Origin of the sequence: Mariniflexile jejuense (assembly GCF_042675665.1) — a bacterium.
In the GTDB taxonomy this organism is placed as follows: Bacteria; Bacteroidota; Bacteroidia; order Flavobacteriales; family Flavobacteriaceae; genus Mariniflexile; species Mariniflexile jejuense.
Genome location: NZ_JBHTJI010000001.1, coordinates 684,832 through 705,029, shown reverse-complemented (window position 1 = coordinate 705,029; position 20,198 = coordinate 684,832). Strand labels below are relative to the sequence as shown.

General features: G+C 29.4%; 15 protein-coding genes. 13 read left to right on the top strand and 2 right to left on the bottom strand.

The window, feature by feature from the left end:
- The first annotated feature begins 103 nt into the window (after positions 1 to 103).
- The 3 genes from alaS (at position 104) to ACFQ1R_RS03085 (ending at position 4,514) form a co-directional block, all read left to right on the top strand.
- Positions 104 to 2,716, top strand: coding sequence for an alanine--tRNA ligase (gene alaS, locus ACFQ1R_RS03095; RefSeq protein ID WP_379924643.1), 2,613 nt, complete (start codon positions 104 to 106; stop codon positions 2,714 to 2,716).
- Between the two features lie 74 nt (positions 2,717 to 2,790).
- On the top strand, positions 2,791 to 3,735 hold the full coding sequence (locus tag ACFQ1R_RS03090) for a GSCFA domain-containing protein (protein WP_379924642.1): 945 nt from the start codon (positions 2,791 to 2,793) through the stop codon (positions 3,733 to 3,735).
- Positions 3,736 to 3,803: 68 nt separating this feature from the next.
- Positions 3,804 to 4,514, top strand: coding sequence for a DUF6498-containing protein (locus ACFQ1R_RS03085; RefSeq protein ID WP_379924641.1), 711 nt, complete (start codon positions 3,804 to 3,806; stop codon positions 4,512 to 4,514).
- A 2-nt stretch (positions 4,515 to 4,516) separates the two neighbouring features.
- Here the strand turns inward: ACFQ1R_RS03085 and ACFQ1R_RS03080 are convergent, their stop codons facing one another.
- Positions 4,517 to 5,350, bottom strand: coding sequence for a helix-turn-helix domain-containing protein (locus ACFQ1R_RS03080; RefSeq protein WP_379924640.1), 834 nt, complete (start codon positions 5,348 to 5,350; stop codon positions 4,517 to 4,519).
- Positions 5,351 to 6,377: 1,027 nt separating this feature from the next.
- On the opposite strand from ACFQ1R_RS03080, the gene ACFQ1R_RS03075 reads away from it, so the two are divergent.
- The 8 genes from ACFQ1R_RS03075 (at position 6,378) to ACFQ1R_RS03040 (ending at position 18,099) form a co-directional block, all read left to right on the top strand.
- A complete protein-coding gene (locus tag ACFQ1R_RS03075) occupies positions 6,378 to 8,288 on the top strand; it encodes a hypothetical protein (RefSeq protein WP_379924639.1) in 1,911 nt (636 codons plus the stop codon).
- A gap of 557 nt (positions 8,289 to 8,845) precedes the next feature.
- Positions 8,846 to 10,792 (top strand): tetratricopeptide repeat-containing sensor histidine kinase, encoded by a 1,947-nt coding sequence (locus ACFQ1R_RS03070; protein ID WP_379924638.1) that lies wholly within the window; start codon positions 8,846 to 8,848, stop codon positions 10,790 to 10,792.
- Positions 10,793 to 10,798: 6 nt separating this feature from the next.
- On the top strand, positions 10,799 to 11,446 hold the full coding sequence (locus ACFQ1R_RS03065; RefSeq protein WP_379924637.1) for a response regulator: 648 nt from the start codon (positions 10,799 to 10,801) through the stop codon (positions 11,444 to 11,446).
- 88 nt (positions 11,447 to 11,534) lie between these two features.
- The gene (locus ACFQ1R_RS03060; RefSeq protein ID WP_379924636.1) at positions 11,535 to 11,816 is read left to right on the top strand and encodes a hypothetical protein; all 282 of its coding nucleotides are present in this window, start codon (positions 11,535 to 11,537) and stop codon (positions 11,814 to 11,816) included.
- Between the two features lie 19 nt (positions 11,817 to 11,835).
- On the top strand, positions 11,836 to 13,746 hold the full coding sequence (locus ACFQ1R_RS03055; protein ID WP_379924635.1) for a tetratricopeptide repeat-containing sensor histidine kinase: 1,911 nt from the start codon (positions 11,836 to 11,838) through the stop codon (positions 13,744 to 13,746).
- Between the two features lie 3 nt (positions 13,747 to 13,749).
- Positions 13,750 to 14,397: a response regulator gene (locus ACFQ1R_RS03050; protein ID WP_379924634.1), complete on the top strand. Its 648-nt coding sequence runs from the start codon at positions 13,750 to 13,752 to the stop codon at positions 14,395 to 14,397.
- Between the two features lie 124 nt (positions 14,398 to 14,521).
- The gene (locus ACFQ1R_RS03045; protein WP_379924633.1) at positions 14,522 to 17,287 is read left to right on the top strand and encodes a T9SS type A sorting domain-containing protein; all 2,766 of its coding nucleotides are present in this window, start codon (positions 14,522 to 14,524) and stop codon (positions 17,285 to 17,287) included.
- A gap of 197 nt (positions 17,288 to 17,484) precedes the next feature.
- On the top strand, positions 17,485 to 18,099 hold the full coding sequence (locus ACFQ1R_RS03040; RefSeq protein WP_379924632.1) for a DUF4230 domain-containing protein: 615 nt from the start codon (positions 17,485 to 17,487) through the stop codon (positions 18,097 to 18,099).
- Here ACFQ1R_RS03040 and ACFQ1R_RS03035 read toward each other — a convergent pair.
- Entirely contained in the window at positions 18,094 to 18,399 is a 306-nt protein-coding gene (locus tag ACFQ1R_RS03035) for a rhodanese-like domain-containing protein (protein WP_379924631.1), read from the bottom strand. The two genes, ACFQ1R_RS03040 and ACFQ1R_RS03035, sit on opposite strands and share 6 nt — an antisense overlap.
- Positions 18,400 to 18,523: 124 nt before the next feature.
- On the opposite strand from ACFQ1R_RS03035, the gene ACFQ1R_RS03030 reads away from it, so the two are divergent.
- Positions 18,524 to 19,276 (top strand): enoyl-CoA hydratase/isomerase family protein, encoded by a 753-nt coding sequence (locus ACFQ1R_RS03030; RefSeq protein ID WP_379924630.1) that lies wholly within the window; start codon positions 18,524 to 18,526, stop codon positions 19,274 to 19,276.
- A gap of 38 nt (positions 19,277 to 19,314) precedes the next feature.
- Positions 19,315 to 20,109: a hypothetical protein gene (locus tag ACFQ1R_RS03025; protein ID WP_379924629.1), complete on the top strand. Its 795-nt coding sequence runs from the start codon at positions 19,315 to 19,317 to the stop codon at positions 20,107 to 20,109.
- Positions 20,110 to 20,198: the final 89 nt, after the last annotated feature.

Here is a 20,198-nt window from a genome sequence, read left to right as displayed (position 1 = left end):
AAAGTTGTTCTTAAATTAAGTTCAAAAATATTTTGAAAAAAGTAAAGATAAAAATTGTTTTGCAATTAATACCAATTTTAAAAACAGAGTAACCATATTATAAATGAAGTCACAAGATATTCGTTCTAAATTTTTAAGTTTTTTTGAAGATAAAAAACACAGCATAGTTCCATCTGCACCTATGGTTTTAAAAGATGACCCAACCCTAATGTTTGTAAATTCGGGTATGGCACCTTTTAAAGAATACTTTTTAGGTAATGCTGTGCCAAAAAACAATCGTATTACAGATACACAAAAGTGTTTACGTGTTTCAGGTAAACATAATGATTTAGAGGAGGTTGGTTATGATACGTATCATCACACATTGTTTGAAATGTTAGGCAATTGGAGTTTTGGTGATTATTTTAAGAAAGAAGCCATTGCTTGGGCATGGGAATTATTGGTTGATGTATATGGTATTGATAAAGATATTTTATACGTTACCGTTTTTGAAGGCAGTGAAGATGATAACCTTCCTATGGATACCGAAGCTTTTGATTTGTGGAAACAATTCATTTCTGAAGACCGTATTTTAAAAGGAAATAAAAAGGATAATTTCTGGGAAATGGGCGATCAAGGTCCTTGTGGACCATGTAGCGAAATACATGTTGACATACGTTCTGCTGAAGAAAAAGCTAAAATTTCAGGTAAAGATTTGGTAAATAAAGACCATCCGCAAGTGGTTGAAATATGGAATTTAGTATTCATGCAATACAACCGAAAAGCCAATGGCAGCTTAGAAAGTTTACCAGATAAACATATTGATACTGGTATGGGCTTCGAGCGTTTGTGTATGGTGTTGCAAGGTGTTCAGTCGAATTACGATACCGATGTGTTTACCCCAATTATTAGAGAAATTGAAACGGTTACTGATAAAAAATATGGTAAAGATGAAAAGGTAGATGTCGCTATTCGAGTAATATCAGACCATGTGCGTGCAGTAGCATTTTCCATAGCCGATGGGCAATTGCCAAGTAATACAGGTGCTGGTTATGTAATTAGAAGAATTTTACGTCGTGCAGTACGTTATGGCTTCACATTTTTAGATAAAAAAGAACCTTTTATATACAGGTTGGTTGATGTATTGAGTGAAAAAATGGGAACAGCGTTTCCAGAAATGAAAGCTCAAAAACAACTTGTAGAAAATGTTATTAAAGAAGAAGAACAATCGTTTTTAAGAACTTTAGATCAAGGTTTGGTTTTACTAAATCGTATTGTGGAAGAAACAAAAGGCGATACTGTTTCAGGTGAAAAAGCTTTTGAATTATACGATACTTACGGTTTTCCAATAGATTTAACAGCCTTAATTCTTTCAGAAAAAGGCTTAAAATTAGATGAAAAAGGCTTTAACGAACAACTTCAAAAACAAAAAAATCGTTCGCGTGCAGCAAGCGAAATGAGTACAGACGATTGGACAATTTTAGTTGATGATGCTGAAGAAGAATTTGTTGGATACGATACCTTAGAGGCTAGTGTAAAACTAACCAGATACCGAAAAGTAGTTTCTAAAAAAGATGGTGAAATGTATCAGTTAGTATTTAATATTACGCCATTTTATGCTGAAGGTGGCGGACAAGTAGGCGATAAAGGTTATTTGGAAGATACACACGGTGATGTGGTTTATATTTTAGATACTAAAAAGGAAAACAACGTTATTATTCATTTTGCTAAAAACCTACCTACACATATTAACGAAACATTTAAAGCCGTTGTAGATGAAAAACAACGCTACAGAACCGAATGTAACCATACAGCAACCCATTTATTACACCAAGCATTGCGCGAAATTCTAGGTACGCATGTTGAACAAAAGGGAAGTGCAGTACATTCAAAAAGTTTGCGTTTCGATTTTTCGCATTTTTCTAAATTAACTACGGAAGAATTACAAGACGTTGAAAATTTTGTAAATGCACGAATTGCAGGTAAATTACCTTTAGTTGAAAAACGTAATGTGCCAAAAGAAGAAGCAATTGCAGATGGTGCTATGAGTTTGTTTGGTGAAAAGTATGGCGATACCGTTCGTGCTATTCGTTTTGGAAAATCTATAGAGCTTTGTGGTGGTACACATGTTAAAAATACGGGTGATATTTGGTATTTTAAAATAATATCTGAAGGTGCTGTTGCAGCAGGAATTCGTCGTATAGAAGCTATTACCAACGATGCTGTTAAAAACTTTTATTCTGAAAATAACAAGGTTTATTTTGAAATGAAAGAATTGCTAAACAATGCGCAAGAGCCAGTGAAAGCATTACAGAATTTACAAGATGAAAATGCGAACTTAAAAAAACAGGTTGAGGCCTTGTTAAAAGAAAAAGCTAAAAACATAAAAGGCGATCTTAAAAACGAATTACAAACTATTAATGGGGTTCAATTTTTGGCTAAGAAATTAGATTTAGATGCTTCAGGTATTAAAGATGTGTCTTTTGAACTAGGACAAAACAGCGATAATTTATTTTTATTATTTGCTACTGAAAGTGAAGGGAAAGCGTTGTTATCCTGCTACATTTCAAAAGAATTGGTGGCAAGTAAAGGCTTAAATGCCGGACAAGTAGTTCGTGAACTTGGTAAATACATCCAAGGCGGTGGTGGTGGACAACCATTTTTTGCAACAGCAGGTGGTAAAATGCCTAGTGGTATTCCTGATGCTTTAGAAGCTGCAAAAAAATACGTAGAATAGTAGTAGCAAAGTTGCAAAATGCAAAGAAGCTAAGTTTTTTAAGAATTGCTTTGCAACTTTGAAACAAAAAACACATGAACCTTCAAACGAAAATACCATTAGAAAAGCAGTCTAACAACCTAATAGACTACAATTCTAATGTTTTATTATTGGGGTCTTGTTTTGTTGAAAATATAGGCGCAAAGCTTTCATATTTTAAGTTTAAAAGCCTTCAAAATCCGTTTGGTATTTTGTTTCAACCAAAAGCTATTGAAACGTTAATTTCAAAAGCAATAAATCAAAAAGAATATACTGAAGAAGATATCTTTTTTTATAATGAACAGTGGCATTGTTATGAAGCACATTCTAAAATAAGTAATACTTCAAAAGTGGAATTACTTAAAGAACTTAACCACCAGCTTAACTTAACAGCGTTACAACTTAATAATTCTACGCATATAATAATTACGTTAGGAACCGCTTGGGTGTATCGGTTTTTAGAATCCAATAAACTTGTAGCTAATTGCCATAAAGTGCCGCAGAAACAATTTAAAAAGGAATTATTGTCGGTTGATGCCATTTTAGAATCTTTACAAAATAGTATTGCTTTAATACGAAGTGTAAATTCAAAAGCTTCAATAATTTTCACAGTTTCACCAGTACGTCATGTAAAAGATGGTTTTATTGAAAACACACAAAGCAAAGCGCATTTAATATCAGCTATTCATAAAATTAGCAATCATCAATTAATTTATTTCCCTTCGTACGAAATTATGATGGATGAACTTCGCGATTATCGTTTTTATGCTGAAGATATGCTACATCCAAACCAAACAGCTATTAATTATATTTGGGAGAAGTTTCAAGATGTATGGATTTCTAATGAAACTTTTAAAATAATGGATGCTGTTGATACTGTTCAAAAAGGACTTCAACACAAAGCTTTCAATCCAAATTCTGAAGCTCACAAAAAATTTCTTCAAAATGTAGAAGAAAAGAAAAAGCAATTACAAGCGCAATTTCAACACATAGCTTTTTAAATATACGATACCTTTCGTATGTTTTTAATTGTAATAATTATGTTTATTTACAGCGTTAAAATGATAATATGTTAGCTTCAGTTTTTATTCCAAACCGTTATAATTCCTATGTATGGGTTAATGTTTTAGGGTTAATTTTACTGCTTTATTTTGGTAAAGTTGAACCGTATACAGTGCTATTTGGCTATTTTTTAGAAACCATTATTATTGGTATGTTTAATATTGTGAAAATGCTAATGGCATCAAAGCACGATGGTAGTGGTAAATCTATATGGTTTTTAGTGCCATTTTTTATATTTCATTATGGTATGTTTGTGGCGGTTCAATCTATTTTTGCATTTGTAATTATTGGTATTTCAAGAACTAGTTTTATAAGTGAACCATTTAATCTTATTGAAAATTATACCACTATTCTAGCCTTAGAAGGTATGGAGTATGTATTACCACTTTTAATTGGTACGCAGGTTTTAAAACTAATTTTTGATTATATACTTCCTGAAAAGTATTTAGAATTTACAGCTTCTGAAATTATGACGATGCCTTATGTGCGTATTTTTATTCAGCAGTTTACAGTTATATTGGCTATGTTTTTTATAATATTTTCAAATGCTAGTGTAATTGCAGCTATATTACTAATATTTTTTAGAGCTGTTGTCGATTTTTTCATGGTAGCCATTAGAGATAATGAACAACTTTTAAGCAAAATAGTAGATAAACTTTACGACGGAAAAACCACAAAGGAAAAACTAAGAAAACAATTGCTACTCTTTTCGGAGTAATTTTAATTTGAAAAATTAAGATTTTTGGTTTTTAAATAATCTTGCGGAGAATAACCAGTTACTTTTTTAAAAGCACTAAAAAACGGATTGTAGGAAGCAAAACCTGTTTTAAACGCTAAAGATTCTAAGGTATTGGTTTTTAAATAACCAGCTTCAATTAAATTAATGCTATCTTGAATTCTACAATTCATTCTATATTCAGAAAACGGAATTGTAGAATGGTACTTAAACAAATACACAATATGGCTTGTTGGTACACCTAATGCATTTGCTAGATCATTTGCTGATGCTTTTGGGTTTCTAAAAATAAAATGTTCATTACTTATTTTGTCAATTTCTTCGGTATAACTAATAATGTTAGCTGTAATTTTTTCTTGTAGTTTAGTGTCTTGTTCGTTTTTGGCGCTAATTGTTTCTAAAATCCAATTATTACTTTTAGATGCTAAATTGGTTTCAGGTTCTTTAGTAGGTAAACCAAACTTTAATATTTTCATATTAAGAATAGGAAGTCCATATAAAATTTCGGGCGTAGCTAAAATTTTGAAATAAATAAATAACCAAAAGAGTAATGAAAAGGTAGCTAACGATTTTCCTGAAAGATATACATCTTTATTTATTTCAGTGTAAACCGAAACAATTATAATTATAACAGCAAGTACATTAATTGAAAACAAATAAATGGTCCAGTTTTTAACTAATTTAAAATGTTTATTATTTATAAGAAGGTCTTTTTTAAACCAAATATTTCTTCTTAATAAATTGAAAATTAGTGTTATGTAAAAAAATAAAAAGGTAATTATTAGAATGAAGTTTGTTATTTTTCCATAGTTAATCATGTAGTTTTGTTTTATAAAACTATTCACGTTAATTATGAAAAGACAAATAATGAATATAAGATGCTTTAAATCTTTAGGATTATAAGCTTTGCATTGAAGTGAAAGATTTTTGTGATACAAATAAAAACAGGGAGCTATAACTAGATAAAAAACAGAATGAGGTCCTTTGTCTGCCTTAAAAATAGTTTGCATGCCTAATTCATAACTACCATGAGTTAAAAATCGAAATGAAATAATAGAAATGATTAATAATAGATAAATATTATAAAAGGGGTTAGTTCTATAGGATGTAATCATCAATGCTATAGTAACTGCGCCAATTATGCCAGTGAATAAAAATAAAAATGATTCTATCAATTAAAACTAGGGGTTTATCTTTTCAAAAATAATAAAATTGCAACTTGTTTTCTTCATTAAAAGTATTTAAATAACGAATTGTTTTTAGTTTAAGTAAAGTGCCTTTTGTTTTAGTTTTTTGGAATTAACTTTAATAAAATCAAATATATTTTGTAACTTAATGATGGAATTTAAAATATTGAGGGTTTTAGTTTTAAGAAGAAATTCTAAAATATTGTTGAAAGGGTTGTTTTAATTTTAAAATAACCCTTTCTTTTTTTTGAATTTTAAATGTTAAATGGAATAGATAAGTATAGCTTTATCTCAATTTAAAAACTTACTAATATGCTTAAATACTTATTGATTTGTTAAAAAAACTACGGGTTAAATAAGTCATAGTGTAATACTTGAACTTTTATCAATATGTTTACATAGCTATAATTGTAAAAGTTATGATTGGCTTAATCTATTTTTAATAGAAACCATCTACATTGTATTAGAATTTAAAATATTGAGGGCTATAATTTTTTAAAAAAGAAGTGATTCTAATGCGTCATTAAAAGGTTGTTTTAAGTTAGAAACAACCTTTTGTTTTTTATACACATTTCAAAATATACGTAATTCATCGTATTGATTTCATTTTGTTAAAGTTGCAGATTTGTGATGTTATTAATCATAAACAAAATCAACAATGAGAAAATTAAACCAATTTGTATTACTGTTAGTAGGGATTCTAATGGTAAACGTAACGTTAGCTCAAAAAGCAGAAGCACCAGAACATACGTATGATTTAGGCGCAAATATTAACGAAATGACACTTACCGTAGGCGGTATTTTAATAGCGGCCACAAACGACGGTTTGGTAGGTATAGATCCAAAGCAAAGTGCGCCAATTTTTACATTTAATAACTTCGGAAAACTTAGTCCAGAGGAAACAGATTTTATTCCAGCTTCACCTTATATTGTAGTATCTCAAGGAGCAAATTCTAAATTTGCAGGAATAGCAAAAACTAAAAGAGCGGTTATTAATTACATAACTGGAAAAGTTATTTTTAATTCTGAAACTGATAACTGGAACCAAATTTACACATGCAATGTTGTATTACCACAAAATAAACTAATTGTAAGTGGCATTCAAAAAGAAGGTGACAAGTTTGAGAAAATGACACCAAAAGTAGCAGTGTATGATTTAGGTTCACAAAAACTAGATTACAGTTTCTTTTTAGATAAACCAGGTAGAGTAGGTATTGCTAAAGATTTTAGTGTAACAGGTGTGCCATTATTGTTAAAAAGCATGTTAATTATACCAACCGCTCAAGGTTTATTAGCCAAATCTCATAAGGGAGATGATTTATGGGAATGTAAAATTAAAGGCATTAATTGGATGGTTTCAGATGTCACTGAGAAAGAAATTTACGGTTTTGAAACTACTACCAACGGAAAAAATACACGTATCCATAAAATAGGAAGTAACGGTGCAGAACTTTGGAAAGATGACAGAAAAGTGCAAGGAAACGTATCGAATTTTCAAATATTACCACAAGGTTTAGCTGTAGTAAGCGATAAAAGCTCTGGTGGCAGTAATAGTGTTTTTGCTCCAAGTGATGAATCGGAAATTGCTTTTTTAAGCGCATCATCTGGTGAAGATTTGTGGGAAAAAGCACCAAAAACCAAAGGTTGGGTACAACATTTTTATGTAATGGATGATGGTATTTTATTTGGTATTCAACAAGGTGGTATTAATAAAATTTCATTTGACGGAAAAACATTATTTAAAAAGCCTTTAAAAACAGGCGAAAATATAATGGTTATGGCGCAATCGCCAAATGGTTTAATCTACATAACTAGTGAAGATGCTAATATAGTTGATCTAAAAACTGGCGATCAAGTTTGGAGCAAACCTTTGAAATATAAAAATTCTGCCGCTGTAGCTTCAACTTACGATAGCGCAAAAAACAGATACTTAATTGCTGCTGATGGCGATATTTTTGCTATCGACGCCAATTCAGGTGATGTAAAAGAATTAGCAAAAGTAAAGTTTGATGAAAAAGAAGTTGCCAATACTATGCAAATGCGTAAAGGCAATATATTTTTAAGTTCTTCTCAAAATTTAGCTTTATTGGGTAGCGATGGCAGTAGTATTTACCAAGAGTATTATAAGTCGCCATCACAAAGTGGTTTTGTAAAAGTACTTTCGGGTGTTGTAGCTGTTGCAGCAACAGGTTTAGCTATGGCACACGCAGCTAAAGCTGGAGCAAATAGAACTAATAGCTACGGCAGTGCAAACGATTTAAGTAATTATAACGACTACGGAAAAGAAAATAAAATGGCTGCAGATATGTTTGCATCTATTGGTGATGCCGCTTTTGATGTTATGTCTAAACGTTTTAAAGCAACCGCAGCAACCGAAAACGCTCAGTTTATATTAACTAAACTTGATGATGGTGTTGGTTTAGTAAAAGTTAACAAAGACACTGGTAAAGTTGATAAAGAAATTTTATTAAAAGATAAAAAACCAGAATACCAAGTTGATGAAATTGCAGGTGTTTTATATTACAAGGCAAACGACAAAACTATATATTCTTATAACCTTCAAAAATAAATCTTGTTGTTGAGATTTGTTCGATTAGGCGTAATAAATAATATTATTGCGCTTAATCTTTTTTAATCACAGTTTATCGAAAAATTAGTTAAGGTTCAGCTATTTAAGTTAAATTTATTATGCTATTAATCAGTTCATATCAAAAACATCAACACGTAAAATCATTAAAAGGGGTTTGCGGTTGGTGTTTTTTTATGCACTTAATTTTAAATTAATATTAGTTTATTTTTTACAAATATGATGTTTGATAAGTTATTTATATGGATAATTTTTACTTTGATTTTTATATTAACATTTTTAGTTGTTAAAACAGTATTACAAACCATAAATTTAAAAAAAACAGCAAATAGTAATTGTTTAATAATTCAAGAAAATCTAACTAAAGAAAGTATTAAACATAATAACATCAAAGAAAAATTATTAATGCTTGAAGATTTCAATAAAATACTTTTTAGCCGTTTTTTTGAAATAACAAGAGAAATAGTTTTGTTACAAAAGTTTATATTTGATAATTACATTGGTTAAATTTTGTATTAATTCTATTAATTAATTTTTTTATGAAAAAAGAACTTGTTGTTTTTATTTTTTTTTGTTTGTGTTTACTTGTTAATTCGCAAACTACAACAAATAAAGAAATTGATAGTTTAAAAATTATAATTGCAAATCAAACTAAAAAACAACAATTCAGTACTCTTATAGCTATATCTAACGTATACGCCAGAATCAATTTAGATAGTTCTAAACACTACGCGCAAAAAGCTTTTTTACTTTCAGAAAAAATTGGTATTGACTCATTAAAAATTAAAGCTCAAATGTTTTTGGGTCATACAAGTTGGGAGCGAGGAAATTACGATGAAGCCATACAGCATTTTAAAAAATCTTTAGCCATAGGTACTCGTATTAAAAACAAAGAAGCTATTGCAGATGCTTATAATGGATTAGGAATTGTATATAGTAAATTAGGAAAATTAAATACATCCATAGACTATTATTTTAAAACCTTAAGCATGTATGAAAAGCTTAAAGATAGCTTAGGTATGGGTGCTGCATACTTAAATATAGCTTGGGATTACAGAAAATTAACTGAATATCAAAAATCTATTGATTATAACAATAAATCATTACAAATTTATTCAAAATTAAAAGACTCTTTGCATGTAGCTATGGTAAACAATAATATAGCAGGTAGTTTGAATGAATTGGGTAAATATAAAGAAGCTTTAAGATTCTCAAAAAAATCTAGATTTTATTTTTTGAAACTTAATTATGAACGTTATACGGCTTATCCAATAACAAATATTGCCATTTCTAACGATAGTTTGCATAACTATGATGAAGCAAAAATCAATTACTTAAAAGCCATCGAGCTACATACTTTAAATAAAGAATCTTATGAATTGGCATTTTTAAACAATGCATTGGCCAATTTAAATTACAACCTTAAAGATTATAAAAATGCATCACAAAAAGGAAAAGAAGCTATTCGTTATGCAGAAGAAGTTGGTGCTATTGAGTTTATGGCATCCTCTTCAAAAACATTAGCAAAAACCTTTGAAAAACTTAATCAATTAAGTGAATCAAATAAATATCTAAAGCTTTATATTAAATATAATGATAGTATTATAAGTACAGAAAAACTAAAGTCTATTGCCGAAATTGAAACCAAATATCAAACCGAAAAAAAAGAAAAAGAAATACTTTCACAGCGTGCTAATATTGCCGAAAAAGAACTTCGTTTAAATCAAAAAAATACACAAATTATTGGTTTGGGTATTTTAGCAATTGTGTTGGCAGTACTAGGGTATTTGTTATTCAACCAACAAAAACTAAAAAACAAACAACTTCAAAAGGAAAGTGAACTTAAAGAAGCATTAATTAAAATTGAAAATCAAAATAAATTACAAGAACAACGCCTAACAATTTCAAGAGATTTACACGATAATATTGGCGCACAATTAACCTTTATTATTTCGTCTATTGATAATTTACAGTATGGATTTAATATAACAAATGATAAGCTAACTAGTAAGTTATCAGGTATTAGCGAGTTTACCAGAGAAACTATTTACGAACTGCGCGATACCATTTGGGCTATGAATAAAAGTGAAATTTCTATGGAAGATTTACAAGTGCGTATTTCAAATTTTATTGATAAAGGCAAAGTAGCTTCTACAGGAATTAATTTTAATTTTAATGTAGATGAAACCCTTTCTGAAGCACTTAAATTTACGTCGGTAAACGGCATGAACATTTACAGAATTGTGCAAGAAGCTATTAATAATGCTATTAAATATGCCGAAGCTAAAACAATAACCGTAAACTTTTATAAGCTTGAAAACGATTTGAAAATTAATATTATTGATGACGGAAAAGGGTTTGATATTAATACAGTAGCTTTAGGAAACGGACTTAACAACATGAAAAAACGCGCTCACGAAATTGGTTCTTCATTAAAAATAGAATCAAAAGTAAATGAAGGAACGTGTATTGAATTTATAATTTAAAACAACATGATAAAAATAGCCATAGCAGACGATAACACATTTTTAATAAATGCGGTAAAAGAAAAATTGTCTTTTTTTGATGATTTAAGCGTGAAATTTTGGGCTATTAATGGTGCCGATTTGTTAGAACAATTAGAAATCAATCGAAACATAGATATTATATTGATGGATATTGAAATGCCAGTTTTAGATGGTATAGAAACTACCCAAATTGTAAAACAAAAATATCCGCATATTAAAATAATTATGCTAACGGTTTTTGATAATGATGAAAATATTTTCAATGCTATTAAAGCTGGTGCCGATGGTTATTTACTAAAAGAAATTAACGCGAAAGATTTGCACGAAGGCATTATAGAAACCCTAAATGGTGGTGCAGCAATGAACCCGTCAATAGCCTTAAAAACATTAAAACTTTTGCGAAATCCAATCGATTTTAGCTGTAAAGAAAGTGAAGAAGATATAAAATTAACCGAAAGAGAAATTCAAGTATTAGAGCAATTAAGTAAAGGTTTAAGTTATAATGTTATTGCAGAAAACTTAATTTTATCAACTGGCACAATTAGAAAACATATAGAAAATATCTATAAAAAACTTCAAGTACATAATAAATTGGAAGCGGTTGAAAAAGCTAAAAAAAATAATTTGATTTAAAAGTTTAAAAGATGAATGTTATTAAAATACGCAACTTTGCGTATTTTTTTTTGAAGTATAGGTAATACTTTTAAGTAAAATAATAATTATGAATTGGCTTCTTTATACAATACTAATTATGTTTATACTTGTATTAATAATTGTAGTTATTTCTCAAATAATTCAACAAGTTAATCATAAAAAAAAGATTAATGAATTGCAAAATAGTTTTCTAAATTTACAGAAAAAGCAAAAGTTACTAAGCAAGAAAGTAGTTTTAATTAGCAATTTTAAAAAGTATTATAATAATAGCGTAGAAGAATTATTTGATGAAATTATCAATCTTCAAAAAATATTTTTAAAAATTATTACTTCAAAAAAAACTGATTAGTTGTGTTTTAAAAATCTATATGAAAAAAACATACATTTTAACATTATTATTTTTAACGGTATTTTTAAATTTTTTTGGTCAAAACCTTAAAAAAGATAACAATTATAACCAAACTAAAGCATTACATAATGTTTTAGTTTCAATTAAAGAAAAAGTTTATGAAAATGAGTTGCAAGCATCTAAAACCTTAGATTCATTAAAACCAATATTAGAAGAAAAAGCAAACGATTCATTACTGGGTTTGTTTTACAGATTAAAATACAATTTATCTTCAAATCAATTAAAAAAAGAATTAGCCCTACAGTCTATTAACAAATCTATTTTTCATTACAATAAGGCCAATAATTATAAAGGTATTGTATTATCTACAATGAATAAAGGTAATATTTATCTGTTTAAAGGGGATAATATAAAAGCCATTGAAAATTATCTTACAGCACTTAAAATAGCTGAAAATAATGATTTAAAAAACGAAATAGGTTTATTAAATAAAAACATTGGCGTTGTTTTTTCAAATCAAGAAAAGCACGATGAAGCATTAAAATATGCCAATAAAGCCTTGAATATTTTTAAAAGTTTAAATAATGAAAAGGAAATATCGAGTAGTTATATAAACATAGGTAATTGTTATTTCAATACATACGATGCTAATAATGCACTTTTTAATTACGAAAAGGCTGTATCTATTTCAGAAAAACTGAAAGACAGTTTAAATTTAAGTTTGTTGTATAATAATATAGGAACAGTTTATTTAGAAGATAAGAAAGATACATTAAATGGAATTAAATATTTACAGCGTTCTTTAGCTGTAAAAGAAAATTTAAATGATAAAAACAATTTACTATTTCAGTACACAAATATATCTAGTTTATTGGCAAATCTTAAAAGGTTTCAAGAAGCTAATATGTATTTAGATAAAGCGTTTAAAATGGCTAAACAAAGTGAAAATAAACTTGAGTTAGCCGAAATATATGAAGTTTATTCAAAAATTTATGAAGGTAAAAAAGATTATGCTGAGTCATTAAAATATTACAAACTGCATAAAAAAATTAATGACACACTTTTAGGTATAGGAAATAAAAAAGCTGTAGAAGAAATTAAAACAAAATATGAAACAGCTAAAAAAGAAAAACAAATTATAGAGAAAGAATTAAAATTAAAAAAGCAAGAAAATTTAATTATTAGTCTTTCGGTTTTCGGAGTATTAATTAGTCTTATTGGATTTTTAATTTATCGTCAACAAAAACTTAAAAACAAGCAACAGGAAAAAGAATTTCAGTTGCAATCTGCTATCGAAAAAATTGAAACACAAAACCAATTGTTCGATCAGCGATTAGCAATTTCGCGCGATTTACATGATAATATTGGAGCGCAATTAACCTTCATAATATCATCTGTAGATAATTTAAAATTTGGTTTTAAAATTACTGACCAAAAAATAAGTAATCAGCTTAATAAAATAAATTCTTTCGCAAAAACCACTATTACAGAACTTCGTGATACTATTTGGGCAATGAATGCTGAGTCTTTTACTTTTGAAGATTTACAAGTTAGGATGCTTAATTTTAAAGAACAAGCAGAACAATCCAATCAAAATTTAAAAATTGATTTTACGGTACAACCTATTTTAAAAACTGTAAAAATATCATCGTTAGAAGGTGTAAATATATACAGAGTTATGCAAGAGGCTTTAAATAATGCTGTTAAATATGCAGCTGCAACACATATAAATATTCATGCTAAAGAAGAAAAAAAATGTATTAAAATCTTAATAAGCGATAACGGAAAAGGGTTTAATATTGATGAAGTTGATTTAGGAAACGGTATTCAAAATATGCAAAAAAGAATAGGCGATATTAATGGTGAATTTGAGCTAACTTCATCAAAAAATGGCACAAAAATATTATTAAGCATACCTTTTAAACCATAGTTTATGATAAAATTAGCAATTGCCGAAGACAATTCGTTTCTATTAAAAACGGTTATAGATAAATTGGCTTTTTTTGATGATTTAGTGGTGAAATTTAAAGCAAATAATGGTTTAGATTTACTCGAAAAAATTTCAAAAAATCATAATATTGATATTGTTTTAATGGATATTGAAATGCCTAAAATGGATGGGATTGAGACTACATTATTAATTAAAAACAAATACCCACATATAAAAGTAATTATGCTTACTGTTTTTGATAATGATGAAAATATTTTTAACGCCATAAAAAACGGTGCAGATGGTTATTTATTAAAAGAAGTGACTCAGCAAGATTTATACACTGCTATTACAGAAACTTTAAATGGTGGTGCTATAATGACACCTTCAATAGCATTAAAAACCCTTAGATTGTTTAGAAATCCTATCGATTTTAATAAGTATAAAAACAAAGAACAAATTAAATTAACCCAGCAGGAAATTAAAGTATTAGAGCAATTAAGTAGTGGTTTAAAATACGATGCTATTGCTCACAATCTTATCGTTTCTAATGGTACTATTAGAAAACATGTTGAACATATTTACAGAAAATTACAAGTTAATAGCAGACTTGAAGCTATTGAAAAAGCTAGGTTTAATAACCTGATTTAGACGTGTTATAGTCAACTTATTCAAGATTTTTCAATAAAATCTATATGTCATAAATACGCAACTATGCGTATTTTTTTATGACTGTGCTTGAGCAAACTTTGTGTGAATCTTTAACAACAATATTATGAAAAAAATTATCACTTCAATTTTATTTTTATTTTTTCTAACCACAAATGCACAAATTGGTAATGGTTGGGATTGGGCTTTTAACACAGGAACATTGGGTGGAGCAAACATGAAACACATGAAATATACCGCTGATGGTTCTGAAATATTATTTGGAGGAACAGGTTTGGCAGCTGCTTATTTTGGTTCAACAACATTAACAGCACCACCACAATCAAGTTATCCGGGAAATATAAAGTTTTTTGGAAAAATAAATGCTAGTACAGGAGTGCCAACGGTAATTCGTTCTTTTAGCAATTTACCCATCAATTTTGATTGTATCACCACAGACGCTGCTGGTAATTTTTATATTGGCGGAGCCATAAGTGATGTAAATCCAGTAGATTTGGGAAATGGAGTTTCAGTTTCGGGTGTTAATAAATCTGTTATAGCCAAGTTTGATGCTTCGGGCAATACGTTATGGGCTAATACCTTCGCTATGGGAACTACTGGATATTCGCAGACCAATATTCTAAAATTAGCTGTTGCTCCAAGTGGTAATGTTTTCTTTTGGGGGTTTAATCCCAATTCTGATGCAAACAGTAAGCGAAATTCACCCTTGTATAAATTAGATTCCAACGGAAACACGATTTGGTATAGAGACGCATTAAATAGTGGTTATACCCTCAGTAATGTAAATTCTGAGTTTTATTTGGCTGATAAATTTATTGATAACAACGAGAATGTGTATTTATTCGTGTACACGACTGGTACAGCAGGTTATTCTTTTGATGGTGTAGCGCACCCGGGAGGAAGTAGTACTTATGGAGGGTCAACTTTTATTACTTTGAATGCAGCAGGAACGGTGACTAAAACGGAAACTTTTGATGGTTCTGTCAAAAATTTTCAAGTAAATCCTAGCACGGGTAATCTTGTTTTTAGATGGAATCAAGGTAATGTCAATGGAGCACCTTTTGCCAATTTACCAAATCCAAAAGCAATTATAAACGCTTATTATGCAAACACCTTTAGCGGAATGGTAGCAACCGACAAGGATTTAAACTTCATTAAAGCCAAAGATTATTCCACCATATCCGATAATCCTTTTCAAATCAATGAAAACGAACAAACCGTTTTGGCATTACCAAACGGGAAACTCATTTTTGCAAATCAGTTTTATAAAAATGCACTTCCATACAGTGCAGGTGTAGATTATTTGTATCCTACGGATGCTACCAAAAGTGCTAGCGGAATTGTAGAAACCGATACCAATTGGAATATTGCTAAATTTATTTCTGGTGGTAAAGCACCATCTATTAGTCAAAATTTTTTGGCAGCCTACAATGATACTTATCTCTTGGCAGCCACTTTTTATGCAGAAGATGTTGCTAACCCAACATCAAATCCACCATTACCAACTACGTCTTACGGAACAGTTAATTTAACTGGCTTTAATGCTTCGCCAGATATAACAACTGCCTATGGAACCTATTCTACATCTTCAGGACTTAGAAAAGATGTTGCCTTTGTTCAAACAAAATCATCAAATTTCCCAATGATAGCTTCAACAACTTGGTTGGGCAATTCAACAAATTGGAACGATGTTTCTAACTGGTCTAATGGTATTCCAACAAATAACATGAAGGCAGTTTTTAATCAACCTACTTCAAATTACCCAACAGTTTCAACATTGCCAACAGCAGCTTCAATTCAGGTTAATTCTGGGATTTCATTAAGTTTACCTTCAACCTTAGCTTTAACTGGTAGCATCAAAAATGAAGGGGCAATTACAGTGAATAACGCAGGCTTTTTTCAAGGATTTGGTGCTAAAGAATGGAAAGGGTCTGGTAGTGTTAATTTTACAGGAACACAAGCATCATTATTTTTTCCTGGATTATTTGAAAATTCACTAGTATTAAACACCAACTTAACAACTTTTTACGATTTAAAAGTGCCAACAATCACATTTAATTCTGGTAAAATAAATTTGAACAATAAAAAAACAACTATTACAAATCCAAATACAAACGCTATCACAGGAGCTAATTCAACAAATTATTTTTACGGTGGTAAGTTAGAACGTTATATAAACCCAACAGGTGTTTATGAATTTCCTTTGGGAGATAATTCAAAAACGCAGTCTGTTGTTATTTCTGCAAATAATATGTTGGGTGTAAACAGTCTTACAGCTACTTATACTAACGGCAGTATTACAGGTACAACCCCAAATACAGTGTATAATGGCACGCCAATAACTAGTGCTTTAAATGGAGGATGGTTTTCGGTAACTCCTAACCAACAACCTACAGGTGGAAGTTATGATGTTACGCTAAATATTCAAAATTCAAGCAATATAAGTACATCGCTTGCCGAATATATTGTTATTAAAAGAACTGATAATACTGCTGTTTGGGAAGTACAAGGAGGTTATAATTTAGCTACGTTAAATGCGAGTATAGTGTCTATTAAAAATACTAATTTAACATCATTCTCAGATTTTGCAATAGGAAAAGGAATTTCTGATATTACATTGAAAACGGAAGATTTTATTTCCAGATCTATAGTTTTATTTCCAAATCCGACTTCTAATAGTGTAACTGTAACTTCAAATGAAAAAATCAAATCTATTGATGTTTATAATTTTTTAGGGAAACAAATTTTTAAACAAAGTGTAGGTTCAACAAACCTAATTATTAATTTATCTAATTATCCTAGCGGTATTTATTTTTTCAAAATACAGTCTGAAAATGGCAAAATAGTCACCAATAAAGTAATTAAAAACTAAATAAAGTATTACCATAAAGCTGTTTATTTATAAATGGCTTTATGGTTTTTTAAAAAGCTAACATATTTATAACATTAAAATAATATACGATTAAGTAGTATTTGTTATTTTTGAACCTGTTTAGAATTAGTTAAATTTACATTAGTTAGGGCTTTTTTGTCGAAGCAAACTAATGTTTTTTTATTTACATTAGCACCATGCGAAAAATTATAATAGGTGTTATTGCAGCAGTGGTATTGCTGTTCACATTTAAGTACTGCGATTCTAAAAAAGATGATAAAATTGTGCTTCAAGAAAGCTCAGACCTTATCCAAGAACAAATAAAAAATGTTGGTAAATTAGTTGTTACCGAAGGACATTTTAGTGAAGTTTTCAATTATAAAAACTCCAAAGAAATTTTAGGTAGTTTTTTTACTTCCGATAAAAAAGCGTTGGTTGTGGTAAATGCCGATGTTACAGTGGCGTACGATTTAAGTAAAATTGAATTTGAAATAGACCAAACCAACAAAACACTTACCATTGTTAGTATTCCTAAGGAAGAAATAAAAATAAGCCCAGATTTAAAATATTATGATATTCAAGCAGATTATTTTAATCCATTTGAGGCAGACGATTATAATAATATTAAAGAAACTATCAAAAAATCGTTAACCAAAAAGCTAGAAAAATCGGATATAAAAGCTAATGCCAAAAACCGATTGATAAGCGAACTTTCTAAGTTTTATATTTTAACTAATTCACTTGGTTGGACACTTAAATATAATGATAACACCATAAAAAGTACCAACCAATTAGAAACACTTAAATTATAATTTAGTTTGTAAACTCATCCAGCCGCCGCCATTAACAGCTTCTATACCATTACTTTTTAAAATACTGGCAGCACTACCAGAACGCATACCGCTAGCACAACAGGTTATAACGGGTTTGTTAAGTTTTTTAATATCATTAATTTTTGAAGAAATAGTTTGCAAAGGCATATTTTTAGAACCTTTAATAGCACCTTGTTGGTATTCGCTAGCAGTTCTTACATCTATTATTATAGCACCTCTTTTTTGAAACTCTTTAATAGTGTTTTGCTTATTCCCAAATAATAAATCTAATAATCCCATAATTTTAATTTTTTTACAAATTACTTCAAATTAATTTATAATAATGGTAACATAAGTTACTTAAGTAGTCATCAAAAATTTATGTATATTCAGCCTTTAAAAAAACACGTCAAATTTTTATAAAATGACCGAGCCTTACGTAACATTACGCATAAAAAATAACGTTGGATATATTGAATTTTTTCATCCGAACAGAAATTCAATGCCAAGTGATATTTTAACAAAGTTAAAAGCAACTATTGAAGAAGCAGGAAGCAACAATGCAATAAACGTGATTGTTTTGCAAAGTGGTGGTGATAGAACATTTTGTGCCGGTGCAAGTTTTAATGAAGTTATGGCTGTTAATAATGCCGAAGAAGGCAAAGTGTTTTTTGCAGGTTTTGCAAATGTAATAAACGCTATGCGAACATGCCCAAAACTTATAATTGGTCGTGTGCAAGGAAAAACTGTTGGAGGTGGTGTAGGTTTAGCTGCAGCCACCGATTATTGTTTAGCAAACAAATATGCATCCATTAGGCTAAGTGAATTAAGCATTGGCATTGGTCCATTTGTAATTGAACCTGCTGTAACTAGAAAAATAGGATTATCTGCTATGTCTCAAATGACAATTGATGCTGAAACATTTTTTTCTGCAGAATGGGCAAAAACCAAAGGTTTGTATTCAGAGTTGTTTGAAACTACTGAAGAATTAGATGAAGCAATAATAGCTTTAGCTGAAAAATTAAGCAGCTATAACCCTGAAGCTTTAACACAAATGAAATCTGTTTTTTGGAAAGGTACAGACCATTGGAACACACTTTTATCTGAACGTGCCGAAATTAGTGGTGCATTAGTGTTAAGTGAATTTACCAAAAATACCTTGAAACGATTTAGGTAAGGTTGTTATAAAGTTATACAACATTTGAGAACATCCGAATGGAATTAGGAGAAATAGTATTTTACATATGCATAGCTTTAATTGTGCTTTATCAGATTAATAAATTATTTTCTTGTGAAACTGATGAACAAAAAGAATATAATCGGAAACTAAAAGAAAGTTTGTCGGATGAATATATTATTGACCCCGAAACAGGAACTAAACTGACCTTGGAACAAGCAGAATCTGGACATTGGGTTGCAAATGATAATGAATTTATGACAATTTCTGAATCTGAACTTGAGAAACTACCGAGTGCTGATGAAAAACAAGCTGAAATTGCATTAAATTATTTGAGAGAAAGTCAAGAATACCAAAGAACAAAACTAACAGATGAACAGCTAAAAATGTTTGAAAAAACTAAAATTTTGAATAGTTATGACGATTGGAATTATTCAAATCCTTTTAAGTTTGAAAATGGAATTGTGTTTTTACCAGCACCAGAATTACACGGAATGACATATTACCAAGATGACTATTGTGAATCGCATCTAATGTTTTGGATCAAAATAAAAAACACAAATGGTCATTATTTTTTAAGAGAAAAGTCTTCTTCGGAAAAACTTCTTGACTTATTAAGAAATGATGATGAATTGAAAATTAGTGATTACGAGTGTTTTACTTTCAAAAAAAGCCGAAATGTTATTCTAATAAAAGATATCTTAAACAGTTTTGAAAACGAAAAAAAATTAGAAATTGAAATTTACAATGACAATCTATTTATAAAAACAACAAAGCTTGTGAATTTAGATGACATTATTAGAATAGAAAAAATTATAAAAAACGTTTGCTAAGCCGTATAAAAAAATGCTAGTTTTAGCTAAGCCAAAGTTAGTAGCCTGTTTGCTAGCTTCCGATTTTATTTTGGAAAATCCTCGTGCAC